Source organism: Streptomyces sp. NPDC006739, from assembly GCF_042869815.1.
Classification (GTDB): Bacteria; Actinomycetota; Actinomycetes; order Streptomycetales; family Streptomycetaceae; genus Streptomyces.
The window spans coordinates 185,505-204,140 of the sequence record NZ_JBIAGM010000001.1 but is presented as its reverse complement, the minus strand read 5'-3'; the positions used below and the strand labels follow the sequence as shown (position 1 = coordinate 204,140).

Annotated in this window: 13 protein-coding genes; 9 read left to right on the top strand and 4 right to left on the bottom strand. The window is 72.3% G+C overall.

The features are described 5' to 3' along the window. Positions 1 to 47 precede the first annotated feature (47 nt). The 9 genes from ACFYMM_RS00925 to moeZ all read left to right on the top strand — a co-directional run bounded on the left by ACFYMM_RS00925 (position 48) and on the right by moeZ (position 11,820). Positions 48 to 1,766 carry an ABC transporter substrate-binding protein gene (locus ACFYMM_RS00925; protein ID WP_388382458.1) on the top strand — a complete coding sequence of 573 codons (1,719 nt, stop codon included), beginning with the start codon at positions 48 to 50 and terminating at the stop codon, positions 1,764 to 1,766. Positions 1,767 to 1,770: 4 nt separating this feature from the next. After that, entirely contained in the window at positions 1,771 to 2,781 is a 1,011-nt protein-coding gene (locus ACFYMM_RS00920) for an ABC transporter permease (RefSeq protein ID WP_388382457.1), read from the top strand. Next, positions 2,778 to 3,776, top strand: a complete 999-nt coding sequence (locus ACFYMM_RS00915) for an ABC transporter permease (protein WP_388382454.1) — start codon at positions 2,778 to 2,780, stop codon at positions 3,774 to 3,776. The genes ACFYMM_RS00920 and ACFYMM_RS00915 overlap by 4 nt, the downstream gene beginning before the upstream one ends. Then, positions 3,773 to 5,377 carry a dipeptide ABC transporter ATP-binding protein gene (locus tag ACFYMM_RS00910; protein ID WP_388382452.1) on the top strand — a complete coding sequence of 535 codons (1,605 nt, stop codon included), beginning with the start codon at positions 3,773 to 3,775 and terminating at the stop codon, positions 5,375 to 5,377. The genes ACFYMM_RS00915 and ACFYMM_RS00910 overlap by 4 nt, the downstream gene beginning before the upstream one ends. 201 nt (positions 5,378 to 5,578) lie before the next feature. Then, positions 5,579 to 7,405 carry a DUF3492 domain-containing protein gene (locus ACFYMM_RS00905; protein WP_388382449.1) on the top strand — a complete coding sequence of 609 codons (1,827 nt, stop codon included), beginning with the start codon at positions 5,579 to 5,581 and terminating at the stop codon, positions 7,403 to 7,405. Next, positions 7,402 to 8,688, top strand: coding sequence for a hypothetical protein (locus ACFYMM_RS00900; RefSeq protein WP_388382447.1), 1,287 nt, complete (start codon positions 7,402 to 7,404; stop codon positions 8,686 to 8,688). The genes ACFYMM_RS00905 and ACFYMM_RS00900 overlap by 4 nt, the downstream gene beginning before the upstream one ends. Positions 8,689 to 8,881: 193 nt before the next feature. Beyond that, positions 8,882 to 9,841, top strand: coding sequence for an NAD-dependent epimerase/dehydratase family protein (locus ACFYMM_RS00895; RefSeq protein WP_388382445.1), 960 nt, complete (start codon positions 8,882 to 8,884; stop codon positions 9,839 to 9,841). Further along, a complete protein-coding gene (locus ACFYMM_RS00890) occupies positions 9,829 to 10,578 on the top strand; it encodes a spherulation-specific family 4 protein (RefSeq protein WP_388382444.1) in 750 nt (249 codons plus the stop codon). The genes ACFYMM_RS00895 and ACFYMM_RS00890 overlap by 13 nt, the downstream gene beginning before the upstream one ends. A 63-nt stretch (positions 10,579 to 10,641) precedes the next feature. Beyond that, a complete protein-coding gene (moeZ, locus tag ACFYMM_RS00885; protein WP_388382442.1) occupies positions 10,642 to 11,820 on the top strand; it encodes an adenylyltransferase/sulfurtransferase MoeZ in 1,179 nt (392 codons plus the stop codon). A 116-nt stretch (positions 11,821 to 11,936) separates the two neighbouring features. Here the strand turns inward: moeZ and ACFYMM_RS00880 are convergent, their stop codons facing one another. The 4 genes from ACFYMM_RS00880 to ACFYMM_RS00865 all read right to left on the bottom strand — a co-directional run bounded on the left by ACFYMM_RS00880 (position 11,937) and on the right by ACFYMM_RS00865 (position 18,589). After that, the gene (locus ACFYMM_RS00880) at positions 11,937 to 12,320 is read right to left on the bottom strand and encodes a DUF4440 domain-containing protein (RefSeq protein WP_388382440.1); all 384 of its coding nucleotides are present in this window, start codon (positions 12,318 to 12,320) and stop codon (positions 11,937 to 11,939) included. Then, complete coding sequence (locus ACFYMM_RS00875; RefSeq protein WP_388382438.1) at positions 12,317 to 13,864, bottom strand: alpha/beta hydrolase; 1,548 nt, start codon at positions 13,862 to 13,864, stop codon at positions 12,317 to 12,319. The genes ACFYMM_RS00880 and ACFYMM_RS00875 overlap by 4 nt, the downstream gene beginning before the upstream one ends. Before the next feature lie 135 nt (positions 13,865 to 13,999). Further along, a complete protein-coding gene (locus ACFYMM_RS00870) occupies positions 14,000 to 15,544 on the bottom strand; it encodes an alpha/beta hydrolase (protein WP_388382437.1) in 1,545 nt (514 codons plus the stop codon). 75 nt (positions 15,545 to 15,619) lie between these two features. Further along, on the bottom strand, positions 15,620 to 18,589 hold the full coding sequence (locus tag ACFYMM_RS00865) for a lysylphosphatidylglycerol synthase domain-containing protein (protein WP_388382435.1): 2,970 nt from the start codon (positions 18,587 to 18,589) through the stop codon (positions 15,620 to 15,622). Between the last annotated feature and the right edge of the window lie 47 nt (positions 18,590 to 18,636).

Below are 18,636 nucleotides of genomic sequence, written 5' to 3'. Positions count from 1 at the left end.
CCATCCGAGAGACAGGTTGAGAAGCCAACCGAGAGGTCGTCATCCCGATGCGTCAACCGTCCCTCACAGCGCGCCGCCTGGCAGCGGCATCCGTCGGCCTGGTCGTGGCAGCGGGCGCCGTCGCCTGCGGGCCGAAGGACAACGATGCCAAGGGGTCCACCGGCGACTCCACGCCCCACAAGGGCGGCACGCTCACGGTCCTGAACGCCGAGGCCCAGACGGACTTCGACCCCGCCCGCCTCTACACCTCCGGCGGCGGAAACGTCCCCTCCCTGGTCTTCCGCACGCTCACCACCCGCAACCGCGAGAACGGCGCGGCCGGCGCCAAGGTCGTCCCGGACCTCGCCACCGACACCGGGCGCCCCAACAAGGACGCGACCGTGTGGACGTACACCCTGAAGAAGGGCCTCAAGTACGAGGACGGCACGCCGATCACGTCCGCCGACATCAAGTACGGCATCGAGCGCTCCTTCGCCCCCGAACTCTCCGGCGGCGCCCCCTACCTGCGGGACTGGCTGGTCGGTGCGGCCGGCTACCAGGGGCCGTACAAGGACAAGAAGGGCCTGTCCGCGATCGAGACGCCGGACAGCCGGACCATCGTCTTCCACCTGGACAAGCCCGAGGGCGAGTTCCCGTACCTGGCCACCCAGACGCAGTTCGCGCCCGTACCGAAGAGCAAGGACACCGGCACCAAGTACGAGGAGCACCCGGTCTCGTCCGGCCCCTACAAGGTCGTCACGAACGAGAACGACGGTGAGCACCTCGTCCTGCAGCGCAACACCTACTGGTCGACGGCGACGGACGTCGAGCGCAAGGCGTACCCGGACAGGGTCGACGTGCGGTCCGGCCTGGACTCGTCGGTGATCAACCAGCGGCTGTCCGCGTCCCAGGGTGCGGACGCGGCCGCCGTGACGACGGACACCAACCTCGGTCCCGCCGAGCTGGCCAAGGTGACGGGCGACAAGCAGCTGGCCGCGCGCGTCGGCACCGGCCACTTCGGCTACACGAACTACATAGCGTTCAACCCGACGGTCAAGCCGTTCGACAACGCCAAGGTGCGGGAGGCGGTCTCCTACGCCGTCGACCGGTCCTCGGTGGTCAACGCGGCGGGTGGTTCGGCGCTGGCCGAGCCCGCCACCACCTTCCTGCCCAGCCAGAAGTCCTTCGGCTACACGCCGTACGACCCCTTCCCGGCGGGCAGCACCGGCAACGCGGCCAAGGCCAGGGAACTGCTCGCCCAGGCCGGTTACAAGAACGGCCTCACGGTGACCCTGACCCACTCCAACAGCAAGGACTTCGAAACCAGCCCGGAGATCGCCACCGCGATCCAGGACGCGCTCAAGCAGGCCGGCATCACGGTCAAGCTGCAGGGTCTGGAGCTGAACGACTACAAGGACAAGATCCACAGCGTCAAGACCGAGCCCGGCTTCTTCCTCGCCCACTGGGGCGCCGACTGGCCCTCCGGCGGCCCCTTCCTGGCCCCCATCTTCGACGGCCGCCAGATCGTCAAGGACGGAGCGAACTTCAACACCGGTCTGCTGAACGACAAGTCCGTCAATGACGAGATCGACGCGATCAACAAGTTGACCGACCTTGACGCGGCCGCCAAGCGATGGGGCGCACTGGACAAGAAGATCGGCGAGCAGGCCCTCGTGGTGCCGCTGTTCCACCCGGTCTACAAGCGGTTGGTCGGCTCGGACGTCAAGAACGTCGTGATCAGCGACTGGACCGGCGTCCTGGACATCTCCCAGGTCGCGGTGAAGTAGCGCCGTGAGCGAGGCACTCGTCGCCTCCCAGGTCCCCGGGACGGGCACAGCCGTCCCGGGCTCCTCGGGGGCTCGTCGGTTCTGGCGGCGGCTGCGCACGCAGCGCGCCGCCCTGGTCGCGGCGGCCGTCGTCGCCCTGCTCGTCCTGGTCGCGCTCGCCGCGCCGCTGCTCACCGCCCTGGAGGGCCAGGACCCCACCACCTACCACCCGTCACTCGTCGACTCCGCGCGCGGAGGGGTGCCCATCGGCTCCTTCGGCGGCATCGGCGGCGACCACTGGCTGGGCGTCGAACCGCAGACCGGACGCGACCTGTTCGCCCGCCTGGTGTACGGCGCGCGGGTCTCCCTGGGGGTCGCCCTGGCGGCCACCGTGATCCAGGTCGCCCTCGGTGTCGTGATGGGTGTCTCCTCCGCGCTCGGCGGCGGATGGGTTGATCAACTATTGAGCCGGGTCACCGACATCTTCGTCGCCATGCCCTTGATGATCATGTCGTTGGCGCTGCTCGCGATCGTGCCGCCGAGCTTCCCGCGCCCCGTCCTGGTCACCCTCGTCATCGGCCTCCTCGCCTGGGGCAACATCGCGAAGATCGTGCGGGCGCAGACGCTCACCCTGAAGGGGCTCGACTACGTCTCCGCCGCCCGGCTCAGCGGCTGGGGCACCTGGCGGATCGCCCGCAGGGAGCTGCTCCCCGGGCTCGCCGCCCCGGTGATCACCTACGCCGCGATCCTCATCCCGGTGAACATCAGCGTCGAGTCCGCCCTGTCGTTCCTCGGCGTCGGTGTGAAGCCGCCGACGCCCTCGTGGGGACAGATGCTCACCGCGGCCGACGTCTGGTACCAGGCGGCCCCGCAGTACCTGCTGCTCCCGGCCGGAGCGCTGTTCGTGACCGTGCTGGCGCTGGCCGTACTCGGCGACGGCGTGCGCACCGCCCTGGACCCACGGGCCGCCTCGCGCCTGCGCGTCGGCACGGGCCGCGCGCGGGAGACCGGGACCCCCGAGGAGGCCACCGCATGAGCGGCTTCGGAGGCTTCCTCCTGCGTCGCGGCGTCGGCGCCGTGGTGACCCTGCTGGCCATCTCGGTGATCGTCTACGTCGTCTTCTACGCCACCCCCGGCAACGTCGCCCAGATCACCTGTGGCCCGCGCTGCTCCCCGGAGCAGGTGCACCAGGTGGCCCAGCAGCTGAGGCTGGACGACCCGCTGTACGTGCGCTACTGGCACTTCCTGCAGGGTCTGGTCGTCGGCCGGGACTACTCCACCGGCACCTCGGTGGAGCACTGCCCGGCCCCCTGCCTCGGGCTCTCCTACCAGACCGACCAGCAGGTCACCGACATCATCCTGACCAGGCTCCCGGTGAGCCTCTCCCTGGTCCTCGGCGCGATGGTGCTGTGGCTGGTGCTCGGCGTCGGCACCGGCATCCTCTCCGCCTGGCGGCGCGGCCGGCTCACCGAGCGGGTGCTGACCGCCCTCACCCTGGCGGGCTGGGCCACCCCGGTCTTCGTCATCGGTCTGATCCTGATGATCGTCGTCTGCGGCGAACTGCGGCTGCTGCCCTTCCCGCAGTACGTGAACCTCACCGACGACCCCGAACAGTGGGCGTGGAACCTGCTGCTGCCGTGGCTCTCGCTCGCCCTGATCGAGGCCGCCTCGTTCGCCCGGCTGACCCGGGCGTCGATGCTGGAGACGCTCGCCGAGGACCACATCCGCACCTTCCGGGCGTACGGCGTCGGGGAGCGGTCGATCGTCGAACGGCACGCCCTGCGCGGAGCGTTCGCGCCGGTCATCGCGCTGAACGCGAACAACTTCGGCTCGGCGGTCGGCGGCGCGGTGCTCACCGAGACGCTGTTCGGCCTGCCCGGCATCGGCCAGGAGCTCGTCCATGCCGTCAATGTGGTCGATCTCCCGGTCGTCGTCGGCATGGTCCTGGTCGTCGGCTTCTTCGTGGTCCTCGCCAACGCCGTCGCGGACGTCCTGTACGCGGTGGCCGACCGACGGGTGGTGCTGACATGAGTCTCGTACAGGTCACGGACCTGTCCGTCGAGTTCGGCGAACTGCGGGCCGTGGACGGCCTCTCCTTCCGTCTGGAGCAGGGCGCCGCCCTGGCCCTGGTCGGCGAGTCCGGCTCGGGCAAGTCCACCGTCGCCTCGGCCCTGCTGGGGCTGCACCGGGGCACGGGCGCGCGCGTCGGCGGGTCGGTCGAGGTGGCCGGAGTCGACGTACGGAAGGCGACGGACGACGAACTGCGCCGGCTGCGCGGCAAGAAGGCCGCGATGGTCTTCCAGGACCCGCTGTCGTCCCTCGACCCGTACTACGCGATCGGCGACCAGATCGCCGAGGTGTACCGCGTGCACACGCGCGTGTCACGACGGGCGGCACGCGCGCGTGCGGTGGAGGTGCTCGACCGGGTGGGAATCGCGGACGCGCCACGCCGGTCCCGCTCGCGCCCCCACGAGTTCAGCGGCGGCATGCGCCAGCGCGCGCTCATCGCCATGGCGCTGGCCTGCGAGCCGGAGCTGCTGATCGCCGACGAGCCGACCACCGCGCTCGACGTGACCGTCCAGGCCCAGATCCTCGATCTGCTGCACACGCTGCGCGAGGAGACCGGCATGGGGCTGCTGCTCGTCACGCACGACGTGGGAGTGGCCGCCGAGAGCGTCGACGAGGTGCTCGTCATGCGCCACGGGCGCGTCGTCGAACACGGTCCGGCCGCCGCCGTCCTGGGCTCGCCCGCGCGGCCGTACACGCGCGAGCTGCTGTCCGCCGTGCCGCGCGTGGACGCGGTCCGTGCGCGCTCGACGGCGTCCGACGAGGTCGTCCTGGAGGCGACCGGGCTCAGGCGCGAGTTCGGGCGCGGCAAAAGGACCTTCACGGCCGTCGACGACGTCTCGCTGACCGTCCGCCGGGGCGAGACCCTGGGCGTCGTGGGGGAGAGCGGCAGCGGCAAGACGACCCTGGGCCGCATGCTGGTCGGGCTGCTGGAGCCGACCGCCGGGCGGATCCGCTATGCCGGGCAGGCGCACACCGGTGTGAACCCCGCCCTGCAGATGGTGTTCCAGGACCCCGTCTCCTCCCTCAACCCGCGCCGCAGCGTGGGCGAGTCCATCGCCGACCCGCTCCGCGCGCGGAGCGGGCACAAGGACGAGGAACGCGTCCGGGGGCGGGTGACGGAACTGCTGGAGCGGGTGGGGCTCGAAGCGGCGCACTACGACCGCTACCCGCACGAGTTCAGCGGCGGACAGCGCCAGCGCGTGGGCATCGCGCGGGCGCTCGCGGCCGATCCGCGCGTCATCGTCTGCGACGAGCCGGTCTCCGCCCTCGACGTCACCACACAGGCCCAGGTGGTCGCCCTGCTCGCCGAACTGCAGCGCGAACTCGGGCTCGCGCTGGTCTTCGTCGCGCACGACCTGGCCGTCGTACGGCAGGTCAGCGACCGGGTCGCGGTCATGCGCGGGGGCCGGGTCGTCGAGTCGGGACCCGCCGACCAGGTGTACGACAACCCGCGTGACCCGTACACCAAGCAGCTCCTGGCCGCCGTGCCGGTCCTCGACCCGGGGCTGGCGGCGGAGCGGCGGGCGGCCCGGCTGGAGCTGTCCGCGACGCCCGTGGCGTAACGTTTCGCGATCGAGCGATCACCCTGCGATCTCTTAGCGCGTCGGAACGCCATCCGTAAGCGAAAGTTACGACCGTTCACCCCTTTTGGTGGCGCGATGGACAACCGTCCGTCGCGCCACCGCCTTGTCCGCATACCTTCGTCCCGCTGCGAGCCGCCGGCGCAACGGCGGCTCCCCACACGGGAGATCGGGGGTGCGCTCGTGCGCATCGGACTGCTTACGGAGGGTGGCTATCCGTATGTGAGCGGTGACGCCAGGCTCTGGTGCGACCGGCTCGTGCGCGGGCTCGGGCAGCACGAGTTCGACATCTACGCGCTCAGCCGCAGCCGGCGCCAGGAGGACGAAGGCTGGATCCCGCTGCCCGAGCAGGTCGGCCGGGTGCGAACGGCACCGCTGTGGACGGCCCCGGACGACGGGGGCGCGTACGGTCGGCGCGCGCGCCGGCGCTTCGGCGACTGCTACGGGGAACTGGTCGGGGCGCTGTGCTCCGGCACGGAGATCGACGCCGGAGGCGGCGCGGACGTCGGCGCCGGGGTGGGTGCGGAGGTCGGCACCGGGGTCGGCACCGGGGTCGACGCCCATGCCGGATCGGGCGGGGGATTCGGCGCGAGGCCCGCCGAGGGAGCGGCCCCACATCAGGCGGACCGTTTCGGCAGTGCGCTGTACGGCCTGGCGGAACTGGCCCGGGAAGAGGGCGGCGGACTCGTCGGCGCACTCCGCTCCGACACCGCCGTACGCGCGCTGGAGCGCGCCTGCCGCGCGCCCGGCGCACCGCGCACCGCGCGCGAGGCGCGGGTACCGGATCTGCTCGCCGTCGCCGCGCACCTCGAACGCGCCCTGCGCCCGCTCTCCCTCGACTGGTACGACGACGACGGCCTCGGTGCCGCCGACCTCTGCCACGCGACCTCCGGTGGCCCGGCCGCCCTGACCGGCCTGCTCGCACGGCACTTCGCCGAGGTACCGCTGCTGGTCACCGAGTACGGCGTGCACCTGCGCGCGCGCTACCTGGCGCTGGGCCCCGACGCGGCCACCCCGGCCGTCCGCACCCTGCTCACCGGCTTCCACCGCGCGCTGGCCGCCGAGCTCTACCGGCGCGCCGCGATCGTCACCCCCGGCAACGGACACGCCCGCCGCTGGCAGGAACGCTGCGGTGCCGACCGGAGCCGGATCCGCACGGTCCACCCGGGCATGGACGCCTCCCGGTTCACGGAGGCGGGCGAGTCCCCGGACCGCGCCGACCCGGAAACCCTGGTCTGGGTCGGACGCGTCGAACCCGTCAAGGACCTGGTCTCGCTGCTGCACGCCTTCGCGGAGGTCCGCAGGCAGGAGCCCAAGGCCCGGCTGCGGATCGTCGGCGCGGCGGCCGGCCCGGAGGGCGAGGCCTACCTGGGTCACTGCCGGGCCCTGGCCGCGCAGCTCTTCCCGGACGAGGCGGAGGGGGCGCACGCCGTAGGGGAGAACCCGGTCTCCTTCGAGGAGATCGGGGGCCCGGAGGCCCCGACCCTGCCCGAGGCGTACGCCTCCGCTGCCGTCGTCGTGCTGTCCAGCGTCGTCGAGGGCTTTCCGATCAGCCTGGTCGAGGCCATGCTCTGCGCGCGGGCCACGGTCTCCACGGACGTCGGCGCGGTCGTGGAGGCCATCGGCGGCACCGGCCTGGTCGTGCCCCCGCGCAACCCCCGGGCGCTCGCCGAGGCGTGCGTGACACTGCTGCGCGACCCCGAGCGCCGTGCACGCCTGGGCGCCGCCGCGCGCGCCCGCGCCCTCGAACTGTTCACCGTGGAGCAGAACATCGCGGCGTTCCACAGCATCTACCTGGAGATCGTCTCCCACTGCCCGGTGCGCCGGGTCGTGCTGGACCGGGCCGGCGAGCCCCTCCCCTTCGCCGCACCCGCCGAGGCCCACGTCCCCGGCCGCTGGGCGGGCCCCATGCCCCGGGTCGTGTCGCGGGGCGGTCCCGGCGGCCCCGCCTGGGCGACCGGCAGGCCGGTGCGGACCGCGGCCGCCGCGGCGCCCGGAGGCGCGCGATGACCGAACTCGACGGACTGGACCGGCCAGGGACGCCGGGCAACCCCGGCCCCTGGGACGCGCGGGCGCACGGATGGCCGACTGCCGCTCCCGGCCGGGGTGAACCGGCTCACGGCGACGAGGACGAGCCGCCGTCACGCGGGGCGAGCGCCACCGGCGGCCGCCGGAACCGCGGGCCCGCCGCCCGACGAGGCGCGGCCGATCCCGTGAAGGCACTGCTCCACCGCCACCGCGACCTGTGCCGGCGGGCCGTGGATCCGCTGGAGATCGCGGCGGCGCTGGAGGCGCACGGCCTCACCGACCGGACCGCCGCCCGCTACCGCCACCGCGACGTCTTCTCGCTCGCCGAGGAGTTGTACGCGCGCGTGCCCCACGACGGCGAACCCCGCGCGTGCCCCGAGCCGGTCCCCGCTCCCCGCGTCCGCGCCGACTGGCTCCTGCTGGCTCTCCTGCCCGGCGCCCTGAGCGCGGCGGCCGTGACCGGCCTGCGCCTCACCCACGGCCGACCGCGTCTGCTGGTGGCCGCCGCGGCTGTCCTCACGCTGGGCCTGGCCGTACGCACGGTACTGCGCCGAGGACCGCTCGGCCTGCCGCCCGGCACCCGTGCCTGGCGCACGGCGACCGGCACGCGCGCGTGCACCACCTGGCTCCTCGCCTACGCCCTCCTCGGCGACGGCTTCCTGCGCGCCGTCGTGAACGGCGGCCCCGACGGCCTGCCGTCCGGCGCGCCGGACGGCCCGTGGCCCCTGGCCACCGCCCCCGTCCTGGCCCTCACCCTGGCCTTCGCCCCCGCCGCCTGGAGCGCCCACCTCTTCGCGGCGGGCGCCCGCCGCAGGCTCGCGGGCAGCCGGAGCCTGGCGGAGTTCACGGCCGCCGCCCGACCCCTGCTGCTCGGCGCCCTCGCCCTGTTCCTGGGCGCGCTCACCGCCCTGCTCGCCCTGTCCGCCGCCGCCCTGCGCGCAGCCGCCGCCTACCCCGAAGCGCTCACCCTCGGCGCACTCCTGCTGCTCGCGCGCCTCCTGACCGTCCACCACGTCCGGCGTGGCCCGTCGCCGACCCTCGCCGTCGCGGCCTTGACCGAGGCGGCGGCGCCGGCGCTGGCTCTCACCGGCCGCCTCCCCGGCTGCGCCTTCCTGGCGGCACCCGTCGACACCCTCGTGGACACCTTGGGCCCGGGCAGCGTCCCCACGCTGGCCTGCGGAACCGCCGCCCTGACCCTGCTCGTCCAGGCGACCCGCACCCTCACCCGGGCCTCGGCCCACGGGCCGACCGGAGCGGACGAGTGAACCTTCCGGCACGCCGCACGACCCCACGCCGCACACACCCCCAAGCCCCCGCACCCCGGGGCGACAAGCGCCCACCGCAGTCGCAGGCGCCCGGCGCACCGCCCCAGGCAACCGCAACACCCCCTGAAGGAGAACGCCAGATGACCACCTCCCGACCCGGAGCCTCCGGAGCGCACACCCCGGGGGCCGCCCGATGAGGGTTCTGCTGATCGGAGCCAACGGATACCTCGGCCGATTCGTCGCCGACCGCCTGCTCGCCGACCCGGCCGTCCAGCTCACCGCACTCGGCCGAGGCGACGACGCCGACGTCCGCTTCGACCTCGCCACGGGCAGCCCGGGCGCGCTCACCCGCTTCCTCGACGCGGTCCACCCCGGCGTCGTCATCAACTGCGCGGGCGCCACCCGCGGCGGCGCCCGCGAACTCACCCGGCACAACACCGTCGCCGTCGCCACCGTCTGCGAGGCCCTGCGCCGCAGCGGCTGCGGCGCCCGTCTGGTGCAGATCGGCTGCAGCGCCGAGTACGGCCCGAGCCAGCCCGGCTCCTCCACGGCCGAGGACGCCGTCCCCCGCCCCGGCGGCCCCTACGGCGTCAGCAAGCTCGCCGCGACCGAACTGGTCCTCGGCTCCGGCCTGGACGCCGTCGTGCTCCGCGTCTTCTCGCCCGCCGGGCCCGGCACCCCGGCCGGCTCCCCGCTGGGCCGCCTCGCCGAGGCCATGCGCCGCGCCATGCAGTCCGGTGACGGCGAACTCAAACTCGGCGGCCTCGGCGCCCAGCGCGACTTCATCGACGTCCGCGACGTCGCCCGCGCCGTGCACGCGGCCTCGCTCTCCGCCGCGCAGGGCGTCATCAACATCGGCTCGGGCCGCGCCGTCCGCCTCCGCGACGCCGCCGCCGTCCTCGCCCGCGTCGCCGGATACGGCGGCGCCCTCCACGAACTCGACGGGCCGCCCGGCCCGCTGCGGGCGACCATCGGGCACCCCCGTACCGATCCCGACCATGTGCCCCCGGTCGCGTACCCGTACCCGGACGGCTGCGGCAGCTGGCAGCAGGCCGACGTCCGCACCGCCCGCGACCGGCTCGGCTGGCGTCCCCGGATCAACCTCGAAGAATCCCTCGCCGACATCTGGATGGAGGCGGCGTGCCGCATCTGACCAGGGCCAAGGCCGGGTTCGCGAGCACCGGCGTGCGTACCGCGCTCGGTGTCCCCGGCTACGCCCACCCCCTGCTCGCCCCCACCGAGTGGGCCGCGCTCACCCGCCCCGGCACGCCCCTGGACTGGGTGGTCCTCGACGTGGCCGCCGGCCCCGGCAGCCGCCCCGACCCGCACTGCCTCCAGGCGGCCGGGCGGCTGGCCGCCGCGGGCGTCCGCGTCCTCGGCCGCCTGGACACCGCGCACGACGCCCGCCCCGTCGGCGACCTGCTCTCCGACGCCCGCCGCTACCTCGACTGGTACCACGTCGGAGGCTTCCTCCTGGACCGCTGTCCCACCGAGCGCACCGCCCTGCCGGCAGTCCGCCGCACGATCGGCGCCCTCCGCGCGATCAGCGAGGGCGCTCATCTGGTCCTGGGTCACGACACCCACCCGCACCCGGGTTACGCCGAGAACGCCGACCAGTTGGTGACCTTCCGCGGCTCCTGGTCCGACTACCGCTGGTCGCAGGTCGCCGAGTGGACCGCCGACTACCCGCCCGACCGCTTCTGCCACTTCGTGCACGGCGTGCCGCGCGGCCACCTCGACGAGGCGCTGCGGATCGCCCGCTGGCAGGGCGCCGCGACCATCTACTTCACGGACCGCACCGACCGCTGCGGACGCACCGATCCCTGGGAGACCATGCCCGGCTACTGGGACGAACTCGTCTCGCGAGTCGGAACGGGTGTCTCGGAATGAAGAAGGCCGTGGCAGTGTTACAGGGAGAACAACCGTAGTGATCGACCGACCAACGGAGTCCCCGTGTCGCTGCCACCCCTGGTCGAGCCAGCCTCTGAGCTCACCGTAGACGAGGTCCGCAGGTACTCCCGCCACCTGATCATCCCCGATGTCGGGATGGACGGGCAGAAGCGGCTGAAGAACGCCAAGGTGCTCTGTGTGGGCGCCGGCGGTCTGGGCTCGCCGGCGCTGATGTACCTGGCCGCCGCGGGCGTCGGCACCCTCGGCATCGTGGAGTTCGACGAGGTCGACGAGTCCAACCTGCAGCGCCAGATCATCCACAGCCAGGCCGACATCGGCCGCTCCAAGGCCGAGTCCGCGCGTGACTCCGTCCTCGGGATCAACCCGTACGTGAACGTGATCCTTCACGAGGAGCGGCTCGAGGCCGACAACGTGATGGACATCTTCAGCCAGTACGACCTGATCGTCGACGGCACGGACAACTTCGCGACCCGCTACCTGGTCAACGACGCCTGCGTGCTGCTGAACAAGCCCTATGTGTGGGGCTCGATCTACCGCTTCGACGGCCAGGCCTCCGTCTTCTGGTCCGAGCACGGCCCCTGCTACCGCTGCCTCTACCCGGAGCCCCCGCCCCCCGGCATGGTCCCGTCCTGCGCCGAGGGCGGCGTGCTGGGCGTGCTGTGCGCGTCCATCGGGTCCATCCAGGTCACCGAGGCGATCAAGGTCCTCACCGGCACCGGTGAGCCCCTGGTCGGCCGCCTGATGATCTACGACGCCCTGGAGATGCAGTACCGTCAGGTCAAGGTCCGCAAGGACCCGGACTGCGCGGTCTGCGGCGAGAACCCGACCGTCACCGAACTCATCGACTACGAGGCCTTCTGCGGCGTCGTCTCCGAGGAGGCCCAGGAGGCGGCCGCCGGCTCGACGATCACTCCCAAGCAGCTCAAGGAGTGGATCGACGACGGCGAGAACATCGAGATCATCGACGTCCGCGAGATCAACGAGTACGAGATCGTCTCGATCCCCGGCGCCAAGCTGATCCCCAAGAACGAGTTCCTCATGGGCACCGCCCTGGAGGGCCTCCCGCAGGACAAGAAGATCGTCCTGCACTGCAAGACGGGCGTCCGCAGCGCGGAAGTCCTCGCGGTCCTGAAGTCCGCCGGCTTCGCCGACGCCGTGCACGTCGGCGGCGGCGTGATCGGCTGGGTCAACCAGATCGAGCCGCACAAGCCGGTGTATTAAACGGCCTGCTGGCTGACCAGCAGTACTGAAGAGGTCCACGGCTCTGACCGGTTCAGATGCCGTGGGCCTCTGCCGTTGCCGGGCAGCGGGAGGCAGGACCGGGCGGACGCAGGCAGTCAGTCGACGCCGGGCGGCACGCGCGTGGCGTGGTGGTAGTACATCCGCCAGCCCTCGGTCTCGTCCTTCTTCCGCCAGATCGAACTGTGCCTGGTCCTGCGCTCGCCGAGCATCGTCTCGAACGTCAGGTGCACCAGGCCCGGTGCGAGCAGCGCGCCCGAGATCTCCGAGGGTTCGTACCGGGGAGCGTCCGGCGAACTGCCGGGATGGTCGGCCAGTTCGGCGAGCATGATCTCGTACGTCCACCGCCGTCCCGACCCGCCGACCTCGACGAATTCCGGGTCGAGGAGCTGTCCCGCGCGTTCGGGTGAGGCGCGGACCCGCGGATCCATGAGCTCCAACTCGGCCGCGATCGCCTGGTCCACCTCATCCGAATGGGTCATGAGCACACCTTGCCGTCCTTCGGTACCGTCCCGTTCAGCACGTACGCGTTCACCGTCGCGTCGACACAGTCGCTGCCGCTGCCGTACGCCCCGTGTCCCTCGCCCTTCCAGGTGAGTTCGACACCGACGCCCTTGCCCAGGGCGTCCGCCATCCTGCGGGCGCCCTCGTACGGGGTGGCCGGGTCGCCGGTGTTGCCGACCAGCAGGATGGGTGCCGCGCCGGGCGCGCTCACGTCCGGGGTGTCGGACTGTCCCGCCACCGGCCAGTCGTGGCACCAGCCGGCCGTGTCCCAGCCCAGGAAGTCCCCGAACACCGGCGAGATCCTCTCGAATGCGGGCAGCAGCTTTTTCGTCTGGGCGAGCGTGGGCCGCTGCTTGTCGTCCAGGCACGATATGACCCGTTGTGCCTGGGTCGTCGTGCCGTAGTGCCCCGAGGAGTCACGATCGTTGTACTCGTCGGCGAGCGACAGCAGTGGCGAGCCGTCTCCTTGTTCCGCCGCCCTCAGGGCGCTGGTCAGCGAGGGCCAGCTCTCCTTGCTGTAGAGGGGCAGGACGATGCCGGTGATCGCCAGGGTCTGTGTCAGCCTGCGCGCGGAGGACGTTGGCAGAGGCTTGGCGTCGATCCGCCGAAGCAGGTCCACGATCTTCCGGGAGCCCTGTTTCGGGTCCTGTCCCGTGGATGTGAGGTAGTCGTCCAGGGCCCGTTGGAAGCCCCGGGCCTGGTTCTCGGCGTGGCCCACCGCGTCCGCGGTCGGATCGACCACCGCGTCGAGGACCAGCCGGCCGACGTTCCTGGGGAACAGGTGGGCGTAGACACCGCCCAGCTCCGTGCCGTAGGAGATGCCGAAGTAGTGCATCTTCGGATCGCCGAGGACCTGGCGCATCAGGTCCATGTCCCGGGCGGTGTCGGTCGTGGAGACGTGTGCCATGAGGGTGCCGACGGCCCGCTCGCAGCCCTTGCCGAAGTCGGCGGCGTCCTGGAGATAGGCCCGCTCCTCCGCCGGCGTGTCCGGAGTGACGTCCACGTCCTCGGCGGCCTGGACGTCCCGGTCGCTGCGACAGCGGACGCCCTCGCTGGCCCCGACCCCGCGCGGATCCCAGCCGACCAGGTCGTAGCGCTCGCGCAGCTTGGAGGCGGTGACGGCGTAGTACGGCATCGTCGTGACGCCCGAGGCGCCCGGGCCGCCGAAGTTGAACAGCAGTGATCCGATGCGGTCGCCGCCGGTCGCCTTGGCCCGGATGAGCGCGAGGCCGATGGTCCTGCCGTCCGGCCTGGCCCAGTCGAGCGGTGTCCTGAGCGTCGCGCACTGCCAGTCGCCGCTCGGCGCGGGGGAGTCGCCGGTGGCCTTGCAGCGGCCCCAGGCAGGCTTCTGCGAGGCGAGAGAGGCGGGAAGGCCGGTGACCGCGGTGGCCGCGGGGGTGGCGGTGGACGGATCGGACCGGTCCTTGCCCTCGTCGCCGCCGCGACCGGACGAGCCACCGCCGCACCCGGCCACCAGCAGCGTGGCGGCGACCGCGGCCGCCCACCGTACGAATCGAGACATGCGCAACCCCCTCGTGAGCCCTCCGCGTCTCGGCCGCGGGAAGCTGTCAGGCCATGGTAGGCGGATTGCCCCGAGCCTGCGGTGGCCTGTGGATAACCCTCTGACCTGCGAGTTTGCCGGGTCGGCCGTGATCGGTCAGGAGCAGACGGTGCCCGCCTTCGGCACCTTTCCGTCCAGCAGATAGCCGTTCACGGCGTTCTGTACGCACTTGTTCTTGCTGTCGTACGCGCCGTGTCCCTGACCTTTGTACGTCAGCTCGACGGCGACGCCCGGGCCGAGCGCGTCCACCATCTTCCTCGCACCCTCGTACGGGGTGGCCGGGTCACCGGTGTTCCCCACGACGAGGATCGGTGCCGATCCGGCGGCGCCGACGTCGGGATGGTCGGCGGCCCCCGGCACGGGCCAGTTGGTGCAGCTGAGCATGCCCCAGGCCAGATAGTCCCCGAACAGCGGGGACGCGGCGCGGAACTCGGGCAGCTTCTGCAGGACATAGCCGGGGGCGTACCGCGGCTTCTCGTCACCGCAGTTGATGGCCACGTTCGCGGCGGCGATGTTGCTGTAGTGACCGTTCTCGTCACGGCCGTTCATCGAGTCCGACAGCAGCATGAGGACCCTGCCGTCGCCCTCGTACGCCTGCTGCAGACCCTCGGTGAGGTACTCCCAGAAGTCCTTGGAGTAGAGGGACTGGGCGATGCCGTTGACCGCCGCGGTCTGGGTCAGGTCGCGCGGGAAGATACCGGGGATGGGTTTCCTGTCGAGGTCCCTGAGCAGCTTGGCGATACGGTTCTTCACGTCCTGCGCGCTGTCGCCGATCGGGCAGTCGGTGGACTTCGACACACAGTCCCGGGCGAAGTTGTCCAGCGCCAGCTGGAAACCCCGGGCCTGCCCGAGCGCGGCCTGTTCCGGGTTCTCGGTGGGATCGACGACCGCGTCGAAGACGGCCCGGCCGACGTTCTTCGGGAACAGGTGCGCGTAGACCCCGCCGAGTTCGGTGCCGTAGGAGATGCCGAAGTAGTGCAGCTTGCCGTCCCCGAGAACCTGGCGCATCAGGTCCATGTCGCGGGCCGCGTCCACGGTGGCCACATGCGGCAGAACCGTCTTGGAGCGCTTCTGGCAGGCGGCGTTGAACTGCTTGGTGCGGTTGAGCAGCTGGGTGCGTTCGGCGCTGTCGTCGGGCGTCGCGTCCTGCTGGAAGTACTCGTCGAGCTGTGTGTCGCTCTCGCACTCGACGGGCGCGCTGCGGCCGACCCCGCGCGGGTCGAAGCTGACCAGGTCGTAGCGGGTGCGCAGGGCCGCGTAGTCCTCGCCGAACGCGGGCAGCGCGGTGACGCCGCTGCCGCCGGGGCCGCCGAAGTTGAACACCAGCGATCCGATCCGCCCGCTCGCCGGGCCGCTCGCCCGGGCCCGGATGAGCGCCAGGCCGATGGTGTCGCCCTTGGGCCGGCTCCAGTCCAGGGGCGCCTTCATCGTGGCGCACTGCCACTTCGTGCCGTTCGGCAGCGGGGACGGGGAACCGCCGCCGCCCTCCGCCTCGGACGGGGCCGGGCAGTCCGTCCAGGCCAGCCTCTGCGTTGTCAGGTCCCCGTCCCTGGTGCCGTCACCGCATCCCGCCAGCAGGGAGGACAGCAGCACGGCGGTGGTGGTCAGGGCGGCGGCACGCAGCCAGGAGGGAGTGGGCATGTTCCCATCGTGCGGGCGTACACGACGGGGCGCGCGCCGGGCGCGGGCCGTACGAGGTACGGCCCGCGCCCGTGCCTACAGAGCGCCCTTGCGGGAAAGGTGGTTGAAGGCCAGCCAGCCGGGCAGCACCGGCAGCCACAGGGTCAGCAGCCGGAACAGCAGGACGGCCGGAGCGGCGACCTCCTTGGGCAGGCCGACGGCGATGAGTCCGACCGTCAGGGTCGCCTCCACCGCGCCCACGCCACCAGGAGTGGGGGCCGCGGACCCGAGGGCGTTTCCGGCGAGGAAGACGACGGCGACGCTGGCGATGCTCAACGAGGCCGAGCCGTGGCCGAAGGCCCGGATCGAGGCGTCCAGGCACATCACGAAACAGGCGGTCAGCAGCAGCATGCCGCCGATGCCGGTGACCAGCTTCTGCGGCCGCTGGAGCACGTCGAGCATGCGCGGCACGACACCCGCGAACAGCGACCTCACGCGCGTGACGACGAATTTCCGCAGGAACGGCACGGAGGTCACCACCAGCACCAGCACCGCCACCGTCAGCAGACCCGCGATGACCGTCCGGGACGGCGACAGCGACGGCGTCTTCTCGGTGCCGGTCAGATAGCCGAAGGACAGCAGCATCATGATGTGACAGCCGAGTCCGAACAGCTGGGACGCGCCGACGCTCGCCACCGCGAGCCCCGGGCGTACGCCCGCGCGCTGGAGGAAGCGCGTGTTGAGGGCGACCCCGCCGACCGCGGCCGGTGCCACGATCTTCACGAACGACCCGGCGACCTGTGCCCCGATGGTCCGGGGCAGCGGTACCCGCTCGGGCACGAACCCCAGCAGCGCCATGGCGGCGGCGACATAGCTCAGCGCCGAGAACGCCACCGCTGCCACCACCCAGCCCCACTGGGCCTGCGCGAAGAGGGTGCCGAACTCGATGTGAGTGAGCTGCGTCAGCAGGTAGTACGCGCCGATCGCGCCGGCGATGAAGCTCATCAGGGTGCGTGGCCGCACCCGCTCCAGCCGGGCCGGTTCCACCGGCGCCTGCGGCCTGATCCGCAGCACCTGATGCCGGATCTGGGTGAGCAGATCCTCCTCGCGCGCCTCGTCGAGGGCTTCGTCCAGCGCCCGCTTCTCGGCCCGCTGCTCCGCCCGCACCGCCTTCTTGTCCAGCTTTTCCAGCCCGGACCCGGCGTCCTGCGAGGCCTCCTCCAGGCGCGCCTGTTTGGCCTGTCGGGAGGCCTCCAGGACCGCGTCGCGCTCACGCTGCGCCCTCTCCCGGGCCAGTCTGCGCAGCGTCGCGCGCGTGGAGCGGGTCAGGGCGATCGGCTGCAGCATCGGCAGGCAGTCGGCGACCGCGTCGGGTCCGAGGACCCCCACCGCCGAGGCCACCGCCCGCTCGGCGCCCACCCGCAGACCGAGTGTGGTGACCAGTTGGGCGATGTCCATGCGCAGCAGCAGTTCCCCCGCCGCGATCTCGCCGCCGCGCAGGTCGGTCAGGATCACCGTGCCGGAACGATCCACCAGAATCGCGTCACCGGCCAGCCTGCGGTGCGCGATGCGCCGCGACTGCAGCGCCCGCACCTGATGCCAGGTGTGGCGCAGCAGGTCGTCGGTGATCTCCTCGTCGGCGAGCGAGTCCAGCGTGCGCCCACCGGTGTGCTCGTAGACGAGCATCACGGCGTCGGGACCCAGCTCGGAGGTGGCGATCAGCTTGGGCGCGTTGGCACCGGCCGCGATCGCCGCGTACGCCAGCAGCGCCTCCTGCTCCAGCGCCTGGCGCAGCGACTGGAGGCTGGAGCGGGTGGCGAAGCCGCGCAGGGTGAGGTTGCGCCAGGCACGGTAGAAGAAGCCCTGGGCCTGCTGCTCCCGGTCGACCACCGTGACGTCCAGCGGCGGGCCGTCCTCCAGGGTGACGAAGTAGCGCCGGCCGCGGTCGCCGTTCTCGGCTTCGGGGGCCTCCTCGCGGGCCGCGCTGACCGGACGGAAGCCGACGTGCCTGAGGCCTGCCATCAGCGTCTGCCCGGTGGGGCGCACATTGGGCGAGCCGACCGCGTACAGCGTGCCGTAGGCCACCGTCCAGCCGATCAGCACCGTCAGGATGATCGAGAACGGGGTGGTGTAGCCGGTGACCAGCATCGAGAACGCGTCGAGCAGCAGGACGATCCACAGCACGGAGCGCCACCGGGGCCGCCGGGACATGCCGACGGCCGTCATATAGGCGATGACGGGCGCCAGATAGCCGTGCACCGGGTCGGTCAGGGCGTGCAGGTCGCCCGGCGAGGGCTGGGTGAGCGCCTCCTGGATCGAGCCCGGGGCGGCTCTCGCCACCCACAGGTCGGTGGCGAGGGTCACCCCGTGGGCGAGGACGGCCGCGAGCACGCCGTCGGCGATGCGCAGCCCGTCCCTTTTGATCAGCCGCTCGATCGCGAACGCGACGGGCACCAGGAGGATCGCGATGCTCGACGCCAGTCCCGCGAACCGGATGAGCAGGTCAGGGGCCTGCCCCGTGCCCTTATTGATGTCCTGTTCGAGCCCCGAGGTGGTTCCGTGCGCGAACGCTGCGATCGCCAGCAGCACGACGACGGCGAGCACGCCCACCAGCAGCCGCATGAGGTCGGAGGGGCGGTGCACGCGCGCGGGGAGCAGCGGTTCGTCCCCCTCGACCTCGTCGGCGTGCGGATCGTCGGGGTACGAATCGTCGGCGCGCGGGCCGTCCGCGTGCGAGCCGTCCGCGTGCGGGCCGTCGGTGTCCGTGCCGTCCGCGTCCGGACTGTCCGGGCTGTCGGTGCGCGGCGGGGCGCCCGTCGGTGTTGTGTCCGCGGGGGCGGCTTCGGCGCGCCCGCCGTCCGGGGGTCCGGGTTCGGCGGGCCGGTCGTCGGTGCGCGGCGAGTGCGGGACGTGTGCCCCCTGGGCGGTGTCGTCGGTGTCGCTGGTCTCCGGGGCGTCCCTGCCGTCGGCGTCCGGGTCAGGGCGTGCGGCGGCGGCAGGGGCGCCCGACCCGCCTCCGGGGTGCGCGCCCTGCTGCTTCGTCGTCTCTTCTTGGTCTCGTATCACCAGTCACCGCCCGCACGATGGTGGCATGCCCCACCCGCACGCGGGGG

Coding starts and splice junctions, on each gene's coding strand:
- ACFYMM_RS00925 (WP_388382458.1), top strand. CDS start 48: ATGCGTCAACCGTCCCTCACAGCGCGCCGCCTGGCAGCGGCATCCGTC.
- ACFYMM_RS00915 (WP_388382454.1), top strand. CDS start 2,778: ATGAGCGGCTTCGGAGGCTTCCTCCTGCGTCGCGGCGTCGGCGCCGTG.
- ACFYMM_RS00910 (WP_388382452.1), top strand. CDS start 3,773: ATGAGTCTCGTACAGGTCACGGACCTGTCCGTCGAGTTCGGCGAACTG.
- ACFYMM_RS00900 (WP_388382447.1), top strand. CDS start 7,402: ATGACCGAACTCGACGGACTGGACCGGCCAGGGACGCCGGGCAACCCC.
- ACFYMM_RS00895 (WP_388382445.1), top strand. CDS start 8,882: ATGAGGGTTCTGCTGATCGGAGCCAACGGATACCTCGGCCGATTCGTC.
- ACFYMM_RS00880 (WP_388382440.1), bottom strand. CDS start 12,320: ATGACCCATTCGGATGAGGTGGACCAGGCGATCGCGGCCGAGTTGGAG.
- ACFYMM_RS00875 (WP_388382438.1), bottom strand. CDS start 13,864: ATGTCTCGATTCGTACGGTGGGCGGCCGCGGTCGCCGCCACGCTGCTG.
- ACFYMM_RS00870 (WP_388382437.1), bottom strand. CDS start 15,544: ATGCCCACTCCCTCCTGGCTGCGTGCCGCCGCCCTGACCACCACCGCC.